Raw genomic sequence first — 20324 nt, 5'->3', positions numbered from 1 at the left:
ACGGCGACGACTGCCTGCAGGAATTGCGCTGGCTCTACGACCGGCGCGATCTCGCAGAGGCCAGGGCTGATCTTGCCGCATGGCTTGCCAAATGGTCGGCACGCTATCCGCGCCTGACAGGCTGGGCCGAGGATGCCATCGAACAAACCCTGACCTTCTTCAGGCTGCCGAGACAGCACCACAAGCATCTCAAATCCACCAACATGCTGGAGCGGCTCAACGAGGAAATCCGCCGGCGCACCTATGTCGTGCGCATCTTCCCCAACACCGAAAGCTGCCTGCGCCTGGTCAGGGCGTTGGCCGTCGAGACCAATGAAAACTGGATGGAGGCCAACCGATACATCAATATGGACGACCTGCGCGAGCACAAGAAGCTCGCTCTGCGCCAAGCCGCATGACCAGCATCATGGCCGCCCCATTTTGCAGAACTTGACGCACACAACCGTTCATCGTCACGGGACTTGGGAAACTTGACAAGGCGCCGGCAGCAAACGGGAGGAGACCAGAGCCGATGTGAAGGGGACTAGGCAAGATAACATTCGCTTGCGCTAATTTAAAAGTGCCGTAACGTCATGCTCAGCCTTTTGGGGAGGCGCAATGGGGAGTATGATGAGAGTTGCTGTGTTTTGCGCGGCGATCGTGATCGCTGGGACTGGTGTTGCTATAGCCAAGGAGAAGAAGGTGGTGGTGAGTGACGCCACGGACCTTTGCTCTACGAAGCACTCGGCCAAGAAGCAGGTGCTCGAGCTGGACTGCAGGCCGACCGGAACCGCCAAATTGCCGGCCGGTGGAACGCCGGAAAAACCGCGCCTCGGATACGACACCGATCCGTGGATGGTGAAAGGTTTTTAGAGAGTAGCCGACGGCAACACAGCGCGCCTAACGGACACGCGCTTGCAACCCGGGACGCAGACCTCAACAAATGATGTTCGGGTAGGCCTGGCTTACAAGTTATGAGATGGACCTCGTTGCGCCGCTGCAGTGAATGGGGCGCTCAGTCACTCAACCGTGTTGCCGACTAGGAACGATGCTGCGATCAGCTCGTCGCCGCGGCCGTCATCGATCATGGCTGCAACCTTTCGGAAGGTTGTTACATCGGCTCCGGGAAGCCGTGCCTGCTTGCATTCTTGCCTGGAGATCAGCCAAGCGGGCGACGAGGGGCTTGCGTCGTCTCGAGTTCAGGGTTCGTCATATTCATTTGTCCGGCTGAGTAGTGATTTAAATGCACACGCTCGCCACCCACGGATGGCGAGCGTGGGTTTTCGAAATCTCAGTCGTAGACCTTGACAATCTTGCGGGTGCCCGGATCGACCAGAACCGTGCGGTTGTCGACCACCACGTAACGGTATTTGACGTTGGGGACCTCATGGATCTCAACGGTTTCCGGCAGAGCTGTCCCGACGTTCAATTCCACGCCGGGAAGGTTCACCGAAGCCAAGGGCTGCTTCTTGACATACTCACGGATGACCGTGTCCTGTTCCGGCTGGATGATAATGTCGTCAGCGGCGGCGGAGCCGATCCCCGCCAAGAGCAACATGGCTGCGGCGGTGTTCACAAAGTGCATCTTCATATCTTCTCTCCTGCAAGGACCGGCACACGACGATCATCGTCCCGCACTGCCCGGCAACCAACTTTGAACCGGGGTAAACGTTCCCGCCTACGCACCCTTGTCTAACCCGATTGGGCTAAAGTCCGACCGTACAACGCAATGGTCTTACCTTTGGACTAGGCGGAACGGATTAGGGCTTCAGGTTGTTGGTTCTCCACAACGGGAGAGAACAAATGGATCAAAGTGTTGGCCAGGCGCGATGGTTGCTCGCACCGATTTTTGCAACAGCCGTTACCTTTCTGGTAATGGCGGTCGTCCTTAGGTGACATGTCTTGATCGGCGCAGCCAGGTCCCTTCCTGCGCTGATAGGATTCGCGAGTTGCGTGAGCGGCTGGCGAATCCTCTATTTTACCGTGCGCTGGGCCTGCTCCTTCAGCAGGCGGGGCGCGCAACGCTACGGGATGAGACATAGTCATTGACGTTGCCTGCTCCCGCTGAGGACGGAACATCAGATGTGCTGGTGCATTGCTAGTGAACGCCAATTCGACTGGGGCGCAAAATGCATCGCGCGATCACAAATGCATGGGCAATGGTGCGAGAAGCCGTCGTTGGGTTCGTCAACGACAGCGCTCTCAGCCATGGCGCAGCAATCGCTTTTTATGCCACAACATCGTTGGCGCCAATTCTGCTCATCGTGGTTGCAATTGCGGGTCTCGCATTCGGTCACGAGGCAGCCCAAGCGGCATTGTCCGCCCAAATCACAGGGATGATGGGTACAGAAAGCGCAAATATCCTTCAAACCGCACTGAAGAGCGCATCCGAAAAGCCATCCGGCGGCACCTGGGCGGCGGTGATTGGCATCATCACCTTGCTTGTGAGCGCTTCCGGGGTCTTCGGCGAAATACAGCAGTCTTTGAACATGATATGGAAGGTCGAAGCGCAGGGCAGTTCGTTGTCTCGCCTGGTGCGCGCACGTGCGGTAAGTCTGGGACTGGTCACCGCACTTGGCTTCATGTTGCTCGTCTCTCTAGTCGCGAGCACGGCGATTTCGGCCCTAGGCAACCTCATCAACGCACAGTTGCCGTTCGGGACACTTGTCCTGGCCGTTATCAACGCGGTTGTTTTGTAATTTGGAGTTAATTTGAGATTTTAGCTAATTCTAGCGCTTGAAATTACACACTCAATCTATAATTTTTATTATTTTATCTATAACGCGCCGTTATATACTGAGGCGGTTAGATGCTCCTCAGGATGGCAATTTCTGCTTCCCGGGTGGGCGTGTCAGCGAAAGGCGCGCAAGGAATGGAATTGTTGCAGAGCGACCTCAAGCTCCGTCAACTGAAGGTCTTCCGGGAAGTCTTGCGGGCCGGTTCGACAAGGCGAGCAGCAGTTGCGCTCGGGATAAGCCAGCCGGCCGTCAGTCAACATGTGAAGCAACTCGAAACCATCTCGGCATCACACTGTTCAAGCGATCAGCCAACCGCATCGTCCCCTTGCAGGAAGCCTGGGAACTCCTGCGAAACGTAGAACTTGCCCTGACGTCGCTGGATCGGCTGGAAGCGTCGATCTTCGCAATGAAGAATGAGGAAAAGCAGCGGATCGCGATTGCCGCGCCTTCTGTTTTCGGTTTCGTGACCTTGCCCAAGGTCGTGGCGATCATCCACTCACAGAGCGCTTCGAATGTCCGGTCGATTTCGGGAAGCTACGAGCAGATCGGCGAGCACATCCTGGCTGGGCGGGCGGATCTCGGGATCTCGAGATTGCCCCTGGACCCAAGCCTGTTTGAATGGGCGCCGCTCGGGTCGGCACGAAACGTATGCATCTTTCATCCCGATCACCGCTTTTCAAAACAGGCCTGTATCGAGGCGCACGATCTGGCAGGCGAAACGATCGTCGATATCGATCCGCAGTTCGCCGCCCACCAGATGAACTTCAATGCCTTGCGCTTCGCTGGCGTTGAGCCGGACATACTGGTGGAATTCGATTGCAACGGTCACGAAGCCGGATACGTCTCGGCTGGCCTGGGCATTTCGATAACCAATGAGATCATCGTGCGTGAGTACGCAGCGTTTAACCTCGAAGCAAAACCGGTGGAACCGTCCGCGCTCTATCACTACGTCGCGATTTGGCAGAAGGGCCGGACTTTTTCCAGCGCATTGAATGTCTCGCTCGAGGCGATTATCGCTGCGTTTTCCACGGAGCCGCCTGCGGTTTCCTTAGGAAGCGCCAATTTACTGGCGGTCGGCTAGGCTGCCCTCGCAGTTCGGATCGTGTGCAGGGTTTCCGGCTGAGATGCGTATATCAACGCAACTTCTTCCAATCCTTGCGACCCGTGACAACATCGCTCAATCCATCCTGGATTCGTCGTTGTCCTCCCAGCAACGGCGGATGTCTGGCAAAGTGGTATTAGCCGATTGCCGCAACTCCGTATGTGGCGGTGTCTGTTGAAGCCTCGACGCGATCACATGAAGTTGCTCCGGCCTCAAGTGGGTATAGCGGCGGAGCATCTTCCAATCCTTGTGCCCGGTGACCATGGCGACCTGCTCGATGCTGAAGCCAGCTTCAAACAGGCGGCTTGTGCCTTCGTGACGCAGGTCGTGGAAGTGCAGGTCCTCGACCTTAAGTTCATGACAGGCACGTCGGAAGGCGGTTCCGGCCGACTTCCCATTGTAGGGGAAGATGCGTCCCTTTCCCTCAGTGGAGAAACGCTGCTCTTCGAGGATCGCGCGGGCGTCGTAACCACTCACATCGAGGAGCGGGATACGCATGTGATTGCCCTTTTTGTGGCGTGGGTCCTTGCGATCTCGTATCAGCAGGGTGTTGTTGCGGTCGTTCAGGTCCTCCCACGTGGCGTTGCAGATTTCCCCGAGCCGCATGGCGGTGGCGATCGCAAAGCGGATGATCTTGTCGACGGGGATAATCTGGAAGTTGTTTTCTCTGAAGTACCGGATCAGGGCCTCTATCTCGCCAAGTGTCGGCCGCCGATCGCGTTCGTTGCCCTTGCCAACAAGACCCAAGCGGGCGAGGGCGACACGACCAAGTTCCACCGGGTCCGCTGAATAAGGCAGTCCATGCACAGCCGCGCCATGCACCAGCAATGTCCGGATGTATCCGATGTCTATTCCAACGGTGACAGGTCCGGCGCCTTCCTCGGCTCGTTCCTTGCCGAACTTTATGACCTGTTCGCGACTGAGATCCGCGATGTTGAGCCTTCCGAGCCTGGCTCGTAGCAGGTCCAGGCTGAATGCCTTCGAACGCCCGATCAACTTGCCAACCTCCGTCATATCGGCGATATGCAGGTCGATCAGGTCGGAGACCGTTTTGATCCCGTCCTTGTGCTTGGGAGCAGGCTTCTGACCCAGGTCGATTTCTCGCTCAATTCGGCGCGCCCACATCTCGGCGTCCTTGCGGAGCGAGAAGCTGGTGCTGAGGTAGTGGCCCTTGCAGCGAACCTGCACACGCCACTTGCCGGAAGCCAACTTGTTGATGGATGCCATGGGTGGTCTCTTTTTCGTGCACGCTGTGTGCACAGGGAGGGGTACAAAATGCGAAAACTGACGGATATCGTGTCGTACAAACGGCGAACGTGTGCACGTTTTAAGGCCCTGAAAATACGAGAAAAAGCGTGATAAATCAAGCCAATAGGATTTCCGTTGCGCCTATGATGGACTGGACCGACCGGCATTGCCGGTTCTTCCACCGCCAGCTGACGCGGCGTGCGCTGCTCTACACCGAAATGGTGGTGGCGGACGCCGTCATCCATGGTACGCGCGAGCGGCTGCTTGGTTTTGACGAGACCGAACATCCGGTGGCACTGCAACTCGGTGGCTCCGATGCGCAAAAGCTGGCCGAGGCGGCGCGCATCGGCGAGGGCTTCGGTTACGACGAGATCAATCTCAATGTCGGCTGTCCGTCCGACCGCGTCCAGTCCGGCACGTTCGGCGCCTGCCTGATGAAAGTGCCTGACCTCGTCGCCGATTGTGTGGCGGCGATGAAGGCGGCGGTGAAAATCCCGGTGACGGTCAAATGCCGCATCGGCGTCGACGAGCAGGATCCGGAGCCCGCGCTCGACGCGCTGGCCGACGGCGTTTTCGCGGCCGGCGCCGACGCGCTGTGGGTGCATGCGCGCAAGGCCTGGCTGGAGGGTCTGAGCCCGAAGGAAAATCGCGACATCCCGCCGCTCGACTATGACAGGGTCTATCGCCTCAAGGCGGGAAAATCGAACAAATTCATCGGCATCAATGGCGGCGTTCAATCGCTCGAAGAGGCGGCTCGCCACCTCGATCATGTCGATGGCGCCATGCTTGGCCGCGCCGCCTATCACACGCCAGGCATCCTGGCCGGCATCGACGCGGCATTCTACGGCGGCAAGGCCGGCGCCTACGATTTTGCCGCGCTGATCGACGCGATGGCCGACTATGCGGCGCGGCATATCGAGCAGGGCGGGCGGCTCGGCCACGTCACCCGCCACATGGTCGGGCTGTTCCACGGCCTGCCGGGCGCGCGCCGCTTCCGGCAGATACTGTCCACCGACGCGACGAAACCCGGCGCCGGACCGGATGTGCTGAAGGCAGCGTTCGCTGCCGTCGATTTCGACCGTGTTGAAAAGGCCGCTTAAGCAGTTCAGTCGCGCAGAATCATCCGGTTGCCGCGCACGTCGAAACCCGACAGCGAACCGATGAAATTCATGCCGAGCAGGCTCTGGCTGAGCGCGCCGGGCGCGGCGACCATGACTTGCATGTTCCTGCGCACGATGCCGCCGATCGCCAGTTCGTCGGTGCGCACCGAAGCGGCGCGCGCCATGCCATTGGCGGTCGAGACCGGGACGGTGAAGCTCAGCGCTGCCGGATTGAAGCCGGCCGCCTGCGCGTCTTCGGCGGTGAGCACTGTACTGGTCGCGCCGGTATCGACGACGGTGCGGATCGGCGCGCCGTTGATCGTGATGCGGGCCTCGAAATGGCCGCTGTCGGCCTTGTCCAGGGTCACGGTGGCATGGCCGTCCTCGACGCCGAGCTCCAGCGGGCTGCCGGGAACGAGGCCCGCCGTCACCCGGCTGGCGAAATCCTGCAACTCGTAGCGGTACTGGTAGCCGGCGACGAGCGCCAGCACGATCAGGGCCCACGTGCCGAGATTGCGGGCCATGACGCCGAGCGGCCTGCCGGACCGGACAAGGCCGGCGCTGACGAGCAAGCCGATCGCCCCCAGCCAGACCAGACGGCTGAAATCGTAATTCTCGATGCCGAACGTGCTGCCGGCGTCGTTGTTGATCATCAGCAGCACCAGCCCGAGGCCGATTGCCGCCATCACGATCCAGAACAGTCGGTTCATTGGACCTGCCGCCTCAAGAGAGGACGTCGCGCTCGCGCGCCATGCGGCTGCGGCGTGTTTCCCGGCGCGGCCTGCGCTCGACCGTTTCCAATCGGGCCGGCAACTCGGCCATGACGCTGCGGCGTACCTCCGGCGTCATCCCCATCCAGGCGCCGATTTCATCGCGCGTGCGGCCACAGCCGAAGCAGAAGCCGGTTTTCATGTCGATCGAACAGACCAGGATGCACGGGGATTCGATGGCCGTCATGACTTTCTCTTGAAGGTTCCGTCCGGAATCCCTCGTTCCATCTCCACATGGTGCAACGGCAAAGCCAATGCAAGCCCTTCGGAATGCGGCGCGGGCAACCGCTTTCGCGCCAATGTCGAGGGGAGTTGTGCCGGCCGGGCAAGGCGGTTATGCCGCTGATCAACCACAGGGAATGATCAGGACCGACATGACCAGCGCGCTGCCCTTCGACGACTTTCGCAATCTGCTGGCGAGCCTGCCGCCTGCCGATACAGTCGCGGAAAACAGGGTGCGCACCCTGTTTTCCAAGGCCGACAAGCCGAAAGCCTCGCTTGGCCGCATCGAGGACATCGCCGCCTGGCTTGCTGCCTGGAGCGGGCGCGCCCCGCCGGCGGTGAACCGGCCCCTGGTGGCGATCTTCGCCGGCAACCATGGCGTGACCCGCCACGGCATCTCGCCGCGCCCTGTCGCTGCGACCGCAAACGCCGTTGAGCTGTGCGCCGCCGGCGGTGCGGCAATCAACCAGATTTGCGTCGCCTACAATCTTGGCCTCAAGGTGTTCGACCTGGCGCTGCACATTGCGACCGCCGACATCACCGAGGACGCCGCCCTCGACGAACGCGGCTGCGCCGCCACCATGGCCTTCGGCATGGAAGCCATCGCCGGTGGCGCCGATCTGATTTGCCTTGGCGATCTCGGCGTCGGCAACTCCACCGTTGCGGCGGCCTTGTGCGCCGCCCTGTTCGGCGGCAGCGGCGCCGACTGGGTCGGCCCCGGCTCCGGTGCCGACGCGGCCATGCAGGCGCGCAAGGCTGATGTAGTCGATGCAGCCGTCGCCTTCCATGGTGCGGCTCTGAAGGACCCGTTGGAAGCACTGCGCCGGGTCGGTGGCCGCGAATTTGCGGCCATTGCCGGCGCCATCCTCGCCGCCCGGATGCAAAAAATCCCGGTGCTGCTCGACGGCTTCGCCGCGACCGCTGCCGCTGCCGTGCTGCATGCCGCCAACCCGGGTGCGCTCGACCATTGCCTGCTGGCCAGCCAGTCGCCCGAACCCGGCCAAAGGCTTGCCGCCGAGCGGCTCGGCCTCAGGCCGCTGTTCGATCTCGGCATCAGCCACGGCGAAGGGGTAGGGGCCGCCCTTGCCGCCGGTCTGGTCAAGGCGGCGGCGCTTACCAGTTCGGGCATGGCGGCGGCGGTCAAAGCCTAGAACAAGCTGTCAACGTCGGCGGGCCGCCGCCACGGTCTTGGTTGGCAGCGCCGGCAGTTCCTCCATCACTCGGGCGAGCGGGAAAATGGCGATTGCCTCGGTGCCTTCGCGCAATTTCGACTGAAGTTCGAATTCGCCGCCATGCATGGCGAGCAGGCCCTGCACGATCGGCAGTCCGAGCCCGGTGCCCTGTTCGGCGCTCTTGATGGCGATCGAGCCCTGGCCGAAGGCGGACAGCACGATCGGGATTTCGTCTTCCGGTATGCCCGGCCCGTTATCCTTGACCGAAATGTACTGGCCGCCGCCCGCCGTCCAGCCGACGCGCACGCGAACTTCGCCGCCGGTGGCGGTGAATTTGATGGCGTTGGACAGGAGGTTGAGCGTGATCTGCCGCACCGCGCGCTCGTCGGCGAACAGCCGCGGCAGGGCACTTTCGAAATCCTGCACAATGCGGATGTCCTTGTTGCGCGCCTTCAATTCCATCATGTGGCAGCAATCTTCGGCGATGTTGAGCAGCATCACCGGCTCTTCGTTGAGCTGATAGCGGCCGGCCTCGATGCGCGACAGATCGAGGATTTCGTTGATCAGGTCGAGCAGATGCTGGCCGGAATCGTGCACGTCGCGGGCATAGTCGCGATAGGTCGGGTTGCTCATAGGCCCGAGCACTTCATTGGCCATCACCTCGGAAAACCCGAGAATGGCGTTGAGGGGCGTCCTCAGCTCATGGCTCATCGAAGCAAGGAAGCGCGACTTCGCCAGATTGGCGTCTTCGGCCCGCCGACGAGCTTCGTCCGACATCGATTTCGCGGTCTCCACCTCGGCGAGCAGCGCATCCTTTTCGGAGCGGAAGGACAGAAGTATCAGCGACGAGCGGTTGAGATGGCGCGCGATGTAGGCAAAGAACGGCAATGCCGCGACCAGCAGGGCGACCATGATCGTCCCGACCGGCACCCAAAATTTCGTTTCGGCATAGGCATAGACCGCCACCGGAACGACGAAGGTGGCAAGCAGCGAGCCGCGCAAGGACGACGCCATGATAGCGGTCGTCGCCATGGCCAGCAGCAGCACCACCGCCTTGGCCACCTGGAACTGGTCGATCTGGCAGGTGGCGCAGCCGAGCCATGCGAACCACGCCCAGCCGAGGCCGCACAGCGAATGTCCGATCAGGAAATCCCTGCGGGTGTGAACAGGATTGAGCTCGGCGGCTTCGGTGCGCTCGACGCGGCGCGCCATGAAGGCGACGATCGAATAGCAGATCAGGGTGAACAGCGCCCAGACGCTGATCTGTTTGTCCACACCGGCCAGCAGCCCGGCCGCCGCGACCGCCAACACCAGCAGTGGGATGACGGCTGCGCCGCGCACCATGGTCCCGGCATGCAGCTTCAGCAGTTCACGGTCGAAGTCGAGATTGCCAACCTGCTGCGAAAGACGGTCGCGCGTCTTGCGCACCGCGCGCGCCACATCGCTGTTGCGGTGCGGTTTCCGGCGGTCCACAATGAATTTATCCGCTGTGTTCGAGCGTAGCAGAGGCATGGAAACTTCGATTTATGCGCGCAGCGATCTCAATTCGTTAAGCTACGTTCGAATGATTAAGAGACTGTTTGCCATATGAGCCGTTCGTGGTCGCCAAGGCCGCGCCGGCGATACTATCCGCCGCCGCCGCGAAGCCTGTGGCGCAAGCTGCTGGATTACGCGCTGACGGTCATTCTGCTCGGCCTGCTGATCCTGCTCGCCGCACGCCTCGACCGTTTCGAGACGCGCAAGGCGCAAGGGGTGGCGATCGTCAACGATGGCGATTCACTCACTCTTGGCACCGAACGTATCCGCATGCGCGGCATCGACGCTCCGGAATACCAGCAGATCTGCCGTAGGGATGGCGCAGACTACGCCTGCGGCAGGCTGGCGCGCCAGGCGCTGGTGCGGCTGATATCAGGAAATCCGGTGACCTGCAGCGGCTGGCAGCGCGACCGCTACGGCCGCCTGCTCGGCGATTGCAAGGCCGGCGGCAAGGATCTCAACCGGGCCCAGGTTGAGGCCGGCTGGGCCATTGCCTATGGCGATTTCGACACCGAGCAGGCCATTGCCCGCGCCGGCAAGGTTGGCATCTGGGCCGGCACGTTCGATGAGCCGCAAGACTGGCGCGAAAGCCACCACGGCGGCCCGCTCGAAAGAAAGCACGGCACCCTGGCTTCGGTCGGTGACGCCTTGCGAGAGATGTTTCGCTTCTGGTGACGAGCACTATAGTTGAAGGACCAGATCGGGAGGATAAGCATGAAACTGTTCGACGGCGGCCGCGCCCCCAATCCGCGGCGCGTGCGGGTTTTCCTCGCCGAAAAGGGCATCGCAGTGCCGCTGGTGCCGGTCGACATGGGTGCGATGGGGCACAAGCAGGAGCCGGTCAGGTCGCGCAACCCGCTGCAGCGGCTGCCGGTGCTCGAGCTCGACGGCGGTACCATCCTCACCGAATCCGTCGCCATCTGCCGCTATTTCGAGGAACTGCATCCCGAACCGGCGCTGTTCGGGCAAGGCGCGCTCGGCAGGGCCAAGGTCGAGATGTGGCAAAGGCGCATGGAGTTCAATCTGCTCAGCTGCGTCGCCCAGGCTTTTCGCCACATCCATCCGGCGATGAAGGAATGGGAAATTCCGCAGATCCCCCAATGGGGCGAGGCCAACAAGGCGAAAGCGGTCGAATTCCTGAAACTGCTCGACCCCGAACTGGCAAACCGCGAATTCGCCGCCGGCGACGCCTATTCGATCGCCGATATCACCGGCATGATCGCCATGGATTTCATGAAACCGGCGCGCATCAAAGTGCCGGACGAGTGCACCAACGTGCTGCGCTGGTACAGCGCCGTCTCGAGCCGTCCGAGCGCTTCCGCCTGATGGAGGCGGAACTCGAACGCTTGACGGCAAAGGTCCGCGCCTGCCGCATCTGCGTCGACACTCCGGTCGGCAGGCCACTGCCGCACGAGCCGCGCCCGGTGCTGCTGCCATCATCCAGTGCCCGCATCCTGCTCGCCGGCCAGGCGCCAGGCACAAAGGTGCATTTGTCGGGCATGCCGTTCACCGACGCGTCCGGCGACCGCTTGCGAAGCTGGCTGGGCGTGACAAGCGAGGAATTCTACGACACGGATAAATTCGCCATCGTGCCAATGGGGTTCTGCTTCCCCGGCCAGGACGCCAAGGGCGGCGACCTGCCGCCGCGCCGAGAATGCGCGCTGGCCTGGCGCGCGCCGCTGATGGCGCTGATGCCGCAGATCGACCTCGTTTTGACAATCGGCTCCTACGCGCAATCCTGGCATATGGGCGCCACGCGCCGGCCGTCGCTGACCGAAACCGTGAAGGACTGGCGCACCATCTGGGATGCGCCGGCCAGCCTGAAAGTGCTGCCGCTGCCACACCCGTCATGGCGCAACTCAGGATGGCGGAAGCAGAATCCATGGTTTGAAATGGATTTGCTGCCGTTTCTGAGATCGGAAATCCGCTATCGCATAGATTAGACTTTAAGCAAGATATCACTCGCTTTTGTGCCATCCGGCAGAATTTCTTTCTTGTGAAAGGTCGAAATAAGAGGGAGTATAGCCAATCTATTCCCAAAGCGCGTCGCGCCCGAGGGAACGCGGCCTGCACCAGGAGCACCTCAATGGATCGCCTCGACAGAAAAATTCTCCGCCTCCTGCAGGAGGACGCGACGCTCGCGGTTGCCGATGTCGCCAAGAAAGTCGGCCTGTCGACGACGCCGTGCTGGCGCCGCATCCAGAAGCTGGAGGAAGAGGGAGTCATCAAGCGGCGCGTCGCCATTCTCGACCACGAAAAGGTCAATGTGCGCGTCACCGTCTTCGTGTCGATCCGCACCAATTCGCACAGCCATGAATGGCTGCGGCGTTTCTCGGAAGTCATCCAGGAATTTCCCGAGGTGGTCGAATTCTACCGCATGAGCGGCGACGTCGATTATCTCTTGCGCGTCGTGGTGCCCGATATCGCCGCCTATGACGCCTTCTACAAGCGGCTGATCGCCAAGATCGAGATCCGCGACGTGTCGTCGTCCTTCGCCATGGAGCAGATCAAGTACACGACCGAAATGCCGCTCGACTACATGCTGCTGGACAAGGAATCCGGCGCCAACGCGGCCTGAGCGCGGTTGTCCGTGACTGGGCGGTGACGCTGCACAAGCCGGCGGCGCTTAGTTTTTCTTTTTGTTGAGGAAACTCCAGGGCGAGTTGACCGGCAGCGTGATCGTGTCCGGCACCGTGTCGACTGCCACCACATCGGCTTTGCGTACGGTGTAGCCGGACTGGATGATGCTGACGCCGTCGAGAATGAACAACTGGCTCTTCTCCAAGCCGGGCCGCAAGGCGCCGGTCACGGCAACCGACTCATAGGCCTGCGACATCTTGTAGGGACGGGCCGGCGTCACCAGCACGATCTGGTTGGGCGGCGGCGTCGGCATGTGGCTGCAAGCGCCTGTCCACGGCACCAGCAGGAACTGGTAGACGAGGTCGCCATCGCGGTCGACCGGCAATGCATAGCCGGCTAATTGTACCATCTTGTCCTGCAGGTTGAGCGACAATGTCTCGCCACGATCGGGCAGTTTTGCCGCAATCATCGGCAGGCCGGCATCTTCGGCCACCGCCTGCGTCGCAGGACGCAGATCTTTCCAGAAGATGTGCGCGGTTTGGCCTGAGGCGTTGGTAGCGGTGAACACCAACAACGCGGCTGCAAGCGCCAAGGTCGATTTGAGAGGACTGCTCATCGGCCGCTTCCTTTGTGCAGGAGTAAAGACGCCGCGGCCGATCGCGTCAACGCTCGAGCCGCATCACATGTCTGCGAGAGCCGGCCATGCCGACCTCATGGAACCCGCGAGCGATGAACACGCCGCGAAACCCCATGAAACGGTAGCTCGGCGATGCCTCGTCGACCGGGTAGGCCTCGATCACGCCGGCGCCCTTGGCAAAGGCGTGATCTATGGCAGCGTCAAGCAGCGCTGCCGCCAGCCCGCCGCCGCGCAGCGCCCTTGGCACATAGAAGCAGACGATCGACCAGATGCCGGTCTCGTCATCGTCCTGTTGCGACGTCAGCTTCCGATAGGTCTGGCGCGGCGCGACCGAGCACCAGCCGACGGTCTTGCCGTCAATCTGGGCCAAGATTCCCACCGGCGTACCGGCCTCGACAAGCGCCATCATGGCCCGTTTCAACTCGGCGTGCTGGACATGCTCGCGGCGGCCGGGCAGGGGCCGCCAGGCCATGCACCAGCAATACTTCGGACCGCCTTGCGCTTCGAAGAGGCCTTCGAAATCGGCGCGCGTCTGCCGCGTCACCTCGGTGAACCGGACGTTGGCTAGGTCAGCCTTTTCTGGCGGCGATCCGCTCGACGATCTTGGCATTGGTGAGTTCCCGTACGGCGTCCTTGCCAATCCAGCGCGCCGTCTTGTCGGCCGACTGGGCCAGTCGTTCGGCCACGGCAAGGGCAGCGCCGTGCATCTCCAACGATCGCTTGCCGATCGAACGAAGCGCCCAGTTTGCCGCCTTCTTCACGAAATTGCGGCTGTCGGCGGCATGCGCTTCGATGATCGGCAGGAAGCCGAGGAAAGTCGCCACCGGCTCCTGCTTCCGGTGCACGACGGACCACGCCATCATGGCAAAGGCCGTGCGTCGAACGAACTCGCGCTCGTCCGCCGCGAACTCTTCAATCAGCTCCTTCCAGGCGTCCGTGTCGACGAAGAGATCGGAGACGCCGTCGACGATATCCCAGGAATCGAAGGACGCGGCCCATTGTCGTGCATCCGCGGCTGAGAAGCGCTTCGGGTCGGCCGTGACGGAAGCGATGAACTGCGCCTCCATGATGCCGGTCTGCCAAAGTTCGAAAGCTCGCTCGTGGTTGCGCTTGATCTTTTTGGCGATCTGCCGCTGCATGCCATGTGAGATGCCGAGCGCGCGCTCGGTCTTGATACCGTAGCGCAACATGCCGCGGCGATTGTCCTCCGAGCCGATCGAGCGCAAATGGGCGACGATCTCATCGGCGCTCGATTGGGGCGAAAGCTCGGCCATTGCGAACGCTTATTTTTCCAGGCGCGCCAGCAAGGACGAGGTGTCCCAGCGCTTGCCGCCCATCGCCTGCACATCCTTGTAGAACTGGTCGACAAGGGCGGTCACCGGCAGTCGCGCGCCATTGCGGTCGGCTTCATCGAGGCAGATGCCGAGATCCTTGCGCATCCAGTCCACGGCAAAGCCGAAATCATATTTACCGGCATTCATCGTCTTGTGGCGGTTCTCCATCTGCCAGGACCCGGCAGCGCCCTTGGAGATGACTTCGATGACCTTCTCGATGTCGAGCCCGGCCTTCTTGCCGAAGTGGATGCCTTCGGCCAGTCCCTGCACCAGCCCGGCAATGGTGATCTGATTGATCATCTTGGTGAGCTGGCCGGCGCCCGACGGCCCCATCAGCCCGACCATCCGGGCAAAGGCGTCGATGACCGGCCTGGCCTTGTCGAAGGCAGCCTGCTCGCCGCCGACCATCACCGTCAGCACGCCGTTCTCGGCGCCCGCCTGGCCGCCGGAAACCGGCGCGTCGAGGAAGGAAAAGCCGGCCTTTTCAGCGGCGTCGGCCAGTTCGCGCGCGACTTCGGCCGAGGCGGTGGTGTTGTCGATGAAAACGGAGCCTTTTTTTATCGCGGCGAAGGCGCCATCGGCCCCGGTCGTCACCGAGCGCAGATCGTCGTCATTGCCGACGCAGGAGAAGACGAAATCCTGGCCCTCTGCGGCCTCTGCCGGCGTCAAAGCAAGCTTGCCGCCATGCTGGGCAACCCATTGCTCGGCTTTCGCTGCGGTGCGGTTGTAGACGGTGACCTCATGGCCACCTTTGTTCCTGAGGTGCCCGGCCATGGGATAGCCCATCACGCCAAGACCGAGAAATGCCACAGATGCCATGGGTTTGCCCTTCAGATGAAAGCGAAATTGTCAGCGCAAGCTCTAGGCACTGCACACAATTCGTCAAGACGCGCATGAGCCGATCGACTGGTACAGCCGACCGCTCAGCGGATCAGATGAATGGTGATCCGTCGCTCGATCCATTCGACGCCGTGGCGCAGGATCTCGACCATCACCAGATAGACGATGGCGACCCAGACATAGGCCTGGAAGTCGAAGGACTTGGCGTAGGCGAGCTTCGCGTTGCCCATCAAATCATAGACGGTGATGATGGCAACGATGGCAGAGGCCTTGATCATCAAGACGAGCTCGTTGCCGTAGGGTCGGAGCGCCACGATAAACGCTTGGGGCAGGATGACCTTGCGCAGCGTCTGCAGCTTGTGCAGGCCGAGCGAAGCAGCGCCCTCCCATTGGCCCCTCGGAACACTCTCGATGGCGCCGCGCAGGATTTCGGCCTGGTAGGCGGCGGTGTTGAGCGCGAAGGCGAACACACCGCAATTGAAGGCGTCGCGGAAGAACCACCACAGCCCGACGGATTCGAGCTGCACCCGGAATGAGCCCAGGCCGTAATAGACGAGATAGACCTGGACCAGCAGCGGCGTGCCGCGGAAGAAGTAGACGTAGCAATAGGCCAGGACGGACAGATAGCGGTTCTTCGACATGCGGGCATAGGTGACGGGCAGCGAAAAAAGCGCGCCGAGCACCATCGAGATGGCCACCAGCGCAAGCGTGGTTCCCAAGCCCTGCAGATAGGCCGGCGCGTATCTGGCGAAGAATTCGCCATTCCAAGCGTAAACCAGATAGACGGCGATGCCGATGCCGAACAGGATCCAGAAGCCGACCAGCGCGTAGCCGACGATACGGGCCCGCGGCCAGCCTCGCGCCCGTGGTGGTGGCTTCTCGATGTCGACGGCGGCGCGCGTCACGACGCTCATCGTGCCTCCCTCCTCCCGAGCGAACGCAGGATGAAGCCGGTGGCGATCGACGACAGGATGGCAAGGATAAGGAACACCATCGCCGCGACGCTGTAGAACAGGAAGGAATGTTTGGTGACACGGGCCGCCACGCCGGCGTTGCGCAAGGTTTCAGCCAGGTTGACGACCGACACCAGGGCCGTGTCCTTGAGCAGGCTCAGCCAGCAATTCTCAAGGCCGGGGAAGGCGATGCGCAGCAGCTGCGGCAGGATCACCTTGCGCATCGTCTGCCATTTCGACAGCCCGATCGCATAGCCGCCCTCATACTGGCCCTTCGGAATGGCGCGAAAGGCCGACAGGAAGACTTCGCTGGAATACGACGAAAAGATCAACGACAGCACGATCATGCCGGCGAGGAAGCTGTCGACATCGACCGTCGCTTCCGGCCTGAACAGACGGATGACATACTGCAAGAGGATCGGCATGCCGAAGAAGAACAGGAAAAGCGTCACCAGTTCCGGCAGTCCGCGAAACACCGTGGTGTAGATGTTGGCAGCCACGCGAAGCGACGGCTCTTCGGATTGTTTTGCCCAGGCGACGAAAAAGCCGATCGTCAGGCCGATCGGCAGTGTCGCCAGCGCGAGCGCAATGGTGACCAGTGCGCCATAGGCAATATCGTCAATCCAGCCATCGGGTCCCCAAGTGAGAAGTATCCATATGTTCTGGCTTGGCATTGACGGGTCTTGTCTCCACTTCTGTCAGGCCAAGGCGGCAGCAGGAAACTTCCCCTGCCGCCTTGTTTCAGACGATCAGGACTCGGCGCCGAAGACGTCGAACTTGAAGTACTTGTCGTTGATTTCCTTGTACTTTCCGTTGGCGCGGATTGCGTCGATGGCGCTGTTCAACTTGTTGACCAGATCCTTCTCGCCCTTGCGCACGGCGATGCCGGCGCCCGGTCCAAAGATATCGACCGGCTGCGGCGAAGGCTGGCCGAGAATCTTGCAGCAGGCGCCATCAGGCGAATCCAGGAACTGTTGCAACACGACGATATCGTCCTCGATCGCGTCGAGACGGCCATTGGCGAGATCGGCCTGCTCTTCGGGGCTGCTCGGATAGCCCTTGACCGTGCTGTCCGTATAGGTTTTCGAGGCGTAATTGAAATGCGTCGTCGTGGTTGCGACGCCGATGGTCTTGCCGGCCAGGTCTTCCTTGGTCACGCCCTTGAGGGTCGAATCCTTGGGTACCGCGATCGCCGACGGCGTGTTGTAGTATTTGTGGGTGAAGTCGACCTTCTCGGCGCGCTCCGGCGTGATCGACATCGAGGCGACGATGGCGTCGAACTTGCCGGCCTGCAGGGCGGGAATGATGCCGTCCCAATCCTGGGCGACGAAGGTGCACTTGACCTTCATCTCGTCGCAGAGCGCCTTGGCGATGTCGATGTCGAAGCCGACGAGCTGGCCGTCGGAGGTCAGGTTGTTGAATGGGGGGTAGGCGCCTTCGGTGCCGATTCTCAGGGTCGTTTCCTGAGCCTGGGCGACGCCGAGCGTCAGCAGCGCAGCCGATGCGGCGAGCGCGATACGCAGTGCAATACGCATGATAGTCCTCTCTTTATGGCTCCCGGCCGTCGTTCCGGAACGGCTCTGTGGGGCGGTGCTTTTGACCGCCCGCTGGCGCGATACTCCCACTGTTTTCGGGAGAAAAGCAACTGTAAAACCGTTGCTTGCGGGATTTGCGGGTCCAGCCAATGCCGACGCCGGGTTAATGCATGTCGCCCAAAAGTGCGCAGCGGTTTTGGGACGACGACATGCATAAATAAAACAACCTGAAGCGCGTCGCATGGCCGTTCAGGCGCGACGCGCTTAGACAATGCAACGGCTGAAGAGGGCGGCTGAACCGGGCGAGGGCAGGGACCTCAAGGTTTGAGGCCGGTCATGCGCTCGATGAAGTCGGCTATCCCTCCCGTGTCGTCGAGATCGAACACAGGCAGGCTTTCGCCGGTAACCGCGAAGTCGGCGGCAATCGCCACGATATGTCCGTCGTTCGCCGACAGCGGCGAGCGGTCCTTGGCCTCCCGCCGCCGGGTCTCGATCTTTTTTTGCGCCTCGCGCTTGTAGCCTTCGACCAGCACGATGTCGCACGGGGCCAACCGCGACAGGACCGTCTCCAGCGTCGGCTCGTCCTCACCGCGCAATTCATGCATCAGCGCCCAGCGTTTGCCCGACACCACCGCGACTTCGGTGGCGCCCGCCTGGCGGTGACGAAAGCTGTCGGCGCCAGGCTTGTCGATGTCGAACTCATGATGGGCGTGTTTGACCGTCGACACTGTCCAGCCGCGCCGGACGAGCTCTGTGACCAGCTTCTCGGTCAGTGTGGTCTTGCCGGAATTCTTCCAGCCGGTGATGCCGAAGATGTTCATGGGCCGATGCTCTGCAACAGACGCTCGGCCACCGCAAGGTCGTGCGGTGTGTTGATGTTGAAGAACGGGTCGATCTCGTCACTGCCGTGGGTCAGCAACGGAAATTCCACTTCGACACAGTCGTGCCGCTCGATGAAGGCGGAGACGCGCCTGTTGTCCTCGTCGATCAGGAAATGACGCAAGGCCTCACGCAGCCCGAGCGGCCACAGCGCGAAGGTCGGATGCTGCCGGCCGGCGGAACTGGCAACAGCGATGGAGCCTGGTCGCTCGTCAACAGCCGCAGCCAGCCTCTCGACCAGGTCCACCGGCAGGAACGGCGTGTCGCCGGCGGCCGTCGCCAATGCCTTGAAAGCGGTATTCGCTGCCGCCCATTCGAGGCCGGTGAGGATTCCGGCAAGCGGTCCGGCATAGCCTTCCACCGCATCGGCGAGAACCGGAAGACCGGCCGCCTCGAAGCGCGCCGGGTCACCATTGGCGCTGAGCGCCAGCGATCCGACCTGCGGCGCCAGGCGGGCAACGACATGGTCGAGAAGCGGACGCCCGCCAAGCGCCAGCAAAGTCTTGTCGCCGCCGCCCATGCGCCGTGACAGGCCTCCGGCCAGGATAATTCCTGCAATGTCTTGGCTCATGGCCAAGCTATATGCCGTCCGGCGCCATGTCGGGTCCAGCGCTTTCGGCTGCGGGTTTTTGCCGGCCGGCGACCCGCTCGCGATAGAGCGCGTAGAGGCCGGAGCCGATGATGATGGCGGAGCCGAAGATCATCGGCAGGTCGGGGACATCGCCGAAGATGATGACGCCAAGCAGCATCGACCAAAAGAGGGCCGTGTAGCGGAATGGCGCAATGAAGGAGATGTCGCCAGCCCGCATTGCCATGATGATGAACTGGTAGCCGATCAGCACCAGCACCGCCGCCAATGCCAAAAGTGCCGAGCCTTTGCCGGACATCGGCGTCCAGCCGCCCATCGGCGACAGCAGCACGGCGCCAACGATGGTCATGGCGATTGCCGTTGCCGTCGACACCAGCAAGGTCGGGATAGCCCTCGGGATGCGCTTGGTGGCGAGGTCACGTACTGCGCAACAGGCGACGCTGACGAGTGCGTACAGCGAATAGATGCTGAAGCCTTCGAAGCCTGGCCGCACGATGATCAGCACGCCGCCAAAGCCGACCGCGATCGCCAGCCAGCGCCGCCAGCCGACCGCTTCGCTGAATACGAGTGCCGCCCCCATCGTCACCGCCAGCGGCAGCGCCTGCAGCACCGCCGAGACATTGGCGATCGGCAGATGCGCTAATGCCACAAGGAAGGCGACGGTGGCGCCGGCCTCGGCGACCACGCGAAGCGTCACCAGCGGCTGCAGCATCGACCTCGGTCGCGCGAGCGCGCCTTGCTGCCAGGCGAGCAGGCCGACGAGCAGCGACGCAAAGGCGCCGCGCACCAGCATCACCTGCGCCATGTTCATCGATTCCGACGAGAACTTGGTGATGGCGTCGTTGAGGGTGAAGCCGATCATGGCCACCATCATGCACAGCGCGCCGCGAATGTTTGGGGAAAGAGGCAAGGGCGTTACCGGTTTGCAAGAGCAATTCCAGAAAAGTGTGAAACGGTTTTCCGTCCGGAATTGCGTGAAAACAAAGAATAAAGCGGTTCGACGTTTCGGCGAAACGGTGAACCGCCCAAGCCTGTAGCAGCCGGCGGCAAGACAGCAACGTCAAAGAAATAGGCCACGGATTTTCACCCGTGGCCCACAAAATCGCTAAG

General features: G+C 61.8%; 27 protein-coding genes. 12 read left to right on the top strand and 15 right to left on the bottom strand.

What is annotated here, in order from left to right; all coding sequences use genetic code 11:
• Together NKH22_RS03600 and NKH22_RS03595 are read left to right on the top strand one after the other, a co-directional pair.
• A partial coding sequence (locus NKH22_RS03600; RefSeq protein ID WP_352499581.1) for a transposase occupies window positions 1-398 on the top strand: 398 nt, incomplete at its 5' end.
• A 211-nt stretch (window positions 399-609) separates the two neighbouring features.
• Window positions 610-852, top strand: a complete 243-nt coding sequence (locus NKH22_RS03595; protein ID WP_352908967.1) for a hypothetical protein — start codon at window positions 610-612, stop codon at window positions 850-852.
• A gap of 418 nt (window positions 853-1270) precedes the next feature.
• On the opposite strand, the gene NKH22_RS03590 is transcribed toward NKH22_RS03595, so the two are convergent.
• Window positions 1271-1570: a DUF1236 domain-containing protein gene (locus NKH22_RS03590; RefSeq protein WP_023669226.1), complete on the bottom strand. Its 300-nt coding sequence runs from the start codon at window positions 1568-1570 to the stop codon at window positions 1271-1273.
• A 538-nt stretch (window positions 1571-2108) separates the two neighbouring features.
• On the opposite strand from NKH22_RS03590, the gene NKH22_RS03585 reads away from it, so the two are divergent.
• From NKH22_RS03585 to NKH22_RS03575, 3 genes are all read left to right on the top strand, one after another.
• Window positions 2109-2678 carry a YihY/virulence factor BrkB family protein gene (locus tag NKH22_RS03585; RefSeq protein WP_352908966.1) on the top strand — a complete coding sequence of 190 codons (570 nt, stop codon included), beginning with the start codon at window positions 2109-2111 and terminating at the stop codon, window positions 2676-2678.
• 110 nt (window positions 2679-2788) lie between these two features.
• A complete protein-coding gene (locus NKH22_RS03580) occupies window positions 2789-3076 on the top strand; it encodes a LysR family transcriptional regulator (protein ID WP_352908965.1) in 288 nt (95 codons plus the stop codon).
• Window positions 3043-3798, top strand: coding sequence for a LysR family transcriptional regulator substrate-binding protein (locus tag NKH22_RS03575; protein ID WP_352908963.1), 756 nt, complete (start codon window positions 3043-3045; stop codon window positions 3796-3798). The genes NKH22_RS03580 and NKH22_RS03575 overlap by 34 nt, the downstream gene beginning before the upstream one ends.
• A gap of 96 nt (window positions 3799-3894) precedes the next feature.
• On the opposite strand, the gene NKH22_RS03570 is transcribed toward NKH22_RS03575, so the two are convergent.
• On the bottom strand, window positions 3895-5046 hold the full coding sequence (locus tag NKH22_RS03570) for a site-specific integrase (protein WP_352908962.1): 1152 nt from the start codon (window positions 5044-5046) through the stop codon (window positions 3895-3897).
• A 128-nt stretch (window positions 5047-5174) separates the two neighbouring features.
• Here NKH22_RS03570 and dusA point away from each other — a divergent pair, with 128 nt between their 5' ends.
• The gene (gene dusA / locus NKH22_RS03565) at window positions 5175-6167 is read left to right on the top strand and encodes a tRNA dihydrouridine(20/20a) synthase DusA (RefSeq protein ID WP_352908961.1); all 993 of its coding nucleotides are present in this window, start codon (window positions 5175-5177) and stop codon (window positions 6165-6167) included.
• 5 nt (window positions 6168-6172) lie between these two features.
• Here dusA and NKH22_RS03560 read toward each other — a convergent pair whose 3' ends face one another.
• Together NKH22_RS03560 and NKH22_RS03555 are read right to left on the bottom strand one after the other, a co-directional pair.
• Window positions 6173-6877: a TIGR02281 family clan AA aspartic protease gene (locus NKH22_RS03560; protein ID WP_023736600.1), complete on the bottom strand. Its 705-nt coding sequence runs from the start codon at window positions 6875-6877 to the stop codon at window positions 6173-6175.
• 13 nt (window positions 6878-6890) lie between these two features.
• The gene (locus NKH22_RS03555) at window positions 6891-7124 is read right to left on the bottom strand and encodes a DUF1289 domain-containing protein (protein WP_023824914.1); all 234 of its coding nucleotides are present in this window, start codon (window positions 7122-7124) and stop codon (window positions 6891-6893) included.
• Between the two features lie 187 nt (window positions 7125-7311).
• On the opposite strand from NKH22_RS03555, the gene NKH22_RS03550 reads away from it, so the two are divergent.
• Entirely contained in the window at window positions 7312-8310 is a 999-nt protein-coding gene (locus tag NKH22_RS03550) for a nicotinate-nucleotide--dimethylbenzimidazole phosphoribosyltransferase (RefSeq protein WP_352908981.1), read from the top strand.
• A gap of 9 nt (window positions 8311-8319) precedes the next feature.
• Here NKH22_RS03550 and NKH22_RS03545 read toward each other — a convergent pair whose 3' ends face one another.
• Window positions 8320-9843, bottom strand: a complete 1524-nt coding sequence (locus NKH22_RS03545; RefSeq protein ID WP_352804960.1) for a sensor histidine kinase — start codon at window positions 9841-9843, stop codon at window positions 8320-8322.
• A 75-nt stretch (window positions 9844-9918) separates the two neighbouring features.
• On the opposite strand from NKH22_RS03545, the gene NKH22_RS03540 reads away from it, so the two are divergent.
• The 4 genes from NKH22_RS03540 (at window position 9919) to NKH22_RS03525 (ending at window position 12445) form a co-directional block, all read left to right on the top strand.
• Entirely contained in the window at window positions 9919-10542 is a 624-nt protein-coding gene (locus tag NKH22_RS03540; protein WP_023669016.1) for a thermonuclease family protein, read from the top strand.
• A gap of 39 nt (window positions 10543-10581) precedes the next feature.
• Window positions 10582-11193, top strand: coding sequence for a glutathione S-transferase (locus NKH22_RS03535; RefSeq protein ID WP_023669015.1), 612 nt, complete (start codon window positions 10582-10584; stop codon window positions 11191-11193).
• On the top strand, window positions 11193-11810 hold the full coding sequence (locus tag NKH22_RS03530) for a uracil-DNA glycosylase family protein (protein WP_023669014.1): 618 nt from the start codon (window positions 11193-11195) through the stop codon (window positions 11808-11810). Before NKH22_RS03535 ends, NKH22_RS03530 begins: the two co-directional genes overlap by 1 nt.
• A 143-nt stretch (window positions 11811-11953) precedes the next feature.
• Entirely contained in the window at window positions 11954-12445 is a 492-nt protein-coding gene (locus NKH22_RS03525) for an Lrp/AsnC family transcriptional regulator (protein ID WP_023669013.1), read from the top strand.
• A 48-nt stretch (window positions 12446-12493) separates the two neighbouring features.
• On the opposite strand, the gene NKH22_RS03520 is transcribed toward NKH22_RS03525, so the two are convergent.
• The 10 genes from NKH22_RS03520 to NKH22_RS03475 form a co-directional block, all read right to left on the bottom strand.
• Window positions 12494-13063: a DUF3299 domain-containing protein gene (locus NKH22_RS03520; RefSeq protein ID WP_023669012.1), complete on the bottom strand. Its 570-nt coding sequence runs from the start codon at window positions 13061-13063 to the stop codon at window positions 12494-12496.
• A gap of 46 nt (window positions 13064-13109) precedes the next feature.
• A complete protein-coding gene (locus NKH22_RS03515) occupies window positions 13110-13694 on the bottom strand; it encodes a GNAT family N-acetyltransferase (protein ID WP_023669011.1) in 585 nt (194 codons plus the stop codon).
• Complete coding sequence (locus NKH22_RS03510) at window positions 13654-14358, bottom strand: DNA alkylation repair protein (protein WP_023710489.1); 705 nt, start codon at window positions 14356-14358, stop codon at window positions 13654-13656. Before NKH22_RS03510 ends, NKH22_RS03515 begins: the two co-directional genes overlap by 41 nt.
• A gap of 9 nt (window positions 14359-14367) precedes the next feature.
• Window positions 14368-15237, bottom strand: coding sequence for an NAD(P)-dependent oxidoreductase (locus tag NKH22_RS03505; protein ID WP_023755279.1), 870 nt, complete (start codon window positions 15235-15237; stop codon window positions 14368-14370).
• Between the two features lie 104 nt (window positions 15238-15341).
• Window positions 15342-16172 (bottom strand): ABC transporter permease, encoded by an 831-nt coding sequence (locus NKH22_RS03500; protein ID WP_023688511.1) that lies wholly within the window; start codon window positions 16170-16172, stop codon window positions 15342-15344.
• On the bottom strand, window positions 16169-16885 hold the full coding sequence (locus tag NKH22_RS03495) for an ABC transporter permease (protein ID WP_023669007.1): 717 nt from the start codon (window positions 16883-16885) through the stop codon (window positions 16169-16171). The genes NKH22_RS03500 and NKH22_RS03495 overlap by 4 nt, the downstream gene beginning before the upstream one ends.
• A gap of 75 nt (window positions 16886-16960) precedes the next feature.
• Entirely contained in the window at window positions 16961-17746 is a 786-nt protein-coding gene (locus NKH22_RS03490; RefSeq protein WP_352497388.1) for an ABC transporter substrate-binding protein, read from the bottom strand.
• 317 nt (window positions 17747-18063) lie between these two features.
• Window positions 18064-18567, bottom strand: a complete 504-nt coding sequence (gene mobB / locus NKH22_RS03485) for a molybdopterin-guanine dinucleotide biosynthesis protein B (RefSeq protein ID WP_352908960.1) — start codon at window positions 18565-18567, stop codon at window positions 18064-18066.
• Window positions 18564-19196 (bottom strand): molybdenum cofactor guanylyltransferase MobA, encoded by a 633-nt coding sequence (mobA, locus tag NKH22_RS03480; RefSeq protein ID WP_023682493.1) that lies wholly within the window; start codon window positions 19194-19196, stop codon window positions 18564-18566. The genes mobB and mobA overlap by 4 nt, the downstream gene beginning before the upstream one ends.
• Window positions 19197-19203: 7 nt before the next feature.
• Window positions 19204-20124 (bottom strand): DMT family transporter, encoded by a 921-nt coding sequence (locus tag NKH22_RS03475; RefSeq protein WP_352497389.1) that lies wholly within the window; start codon window positions 20122-20124, stop codon window positions 19204-19206.
• Between NKH22_RS03475 and NKH22_RS03470 the strand changes: the two genes are divergently transcribed.
• Window positions 20075-20251, top strand: coding sequence for a hypothetical protein (locus NKH22_RS03470; protein ID WP_198020043.1), 177 nt, complete (start codon window positions 20075-20077; stop codon window positions 20249-20251). The two genes, NKH22_RS03475 and NKH22_RS03470, sit on opposite strands and share 50 nt — an antisense overlap.
• Window positions 20252-20324 lie beyond the last annotated feature (73 nt).

This window comes from Mesorhizobium sp. M1252 (genome assembly GCF_040318265.1).
In the GTDB taxonomy this organism is placed as follows: Bacteria; Pseudomonadota; Alphaproteobacteria; order Rhizobiales; family Rhizobiaceae; genus Mesorhizobium.
Note: the sequence above shows the minus strand (reverse complement) of the source record. Positions and strands in the feature narration are given on the sequence as shown.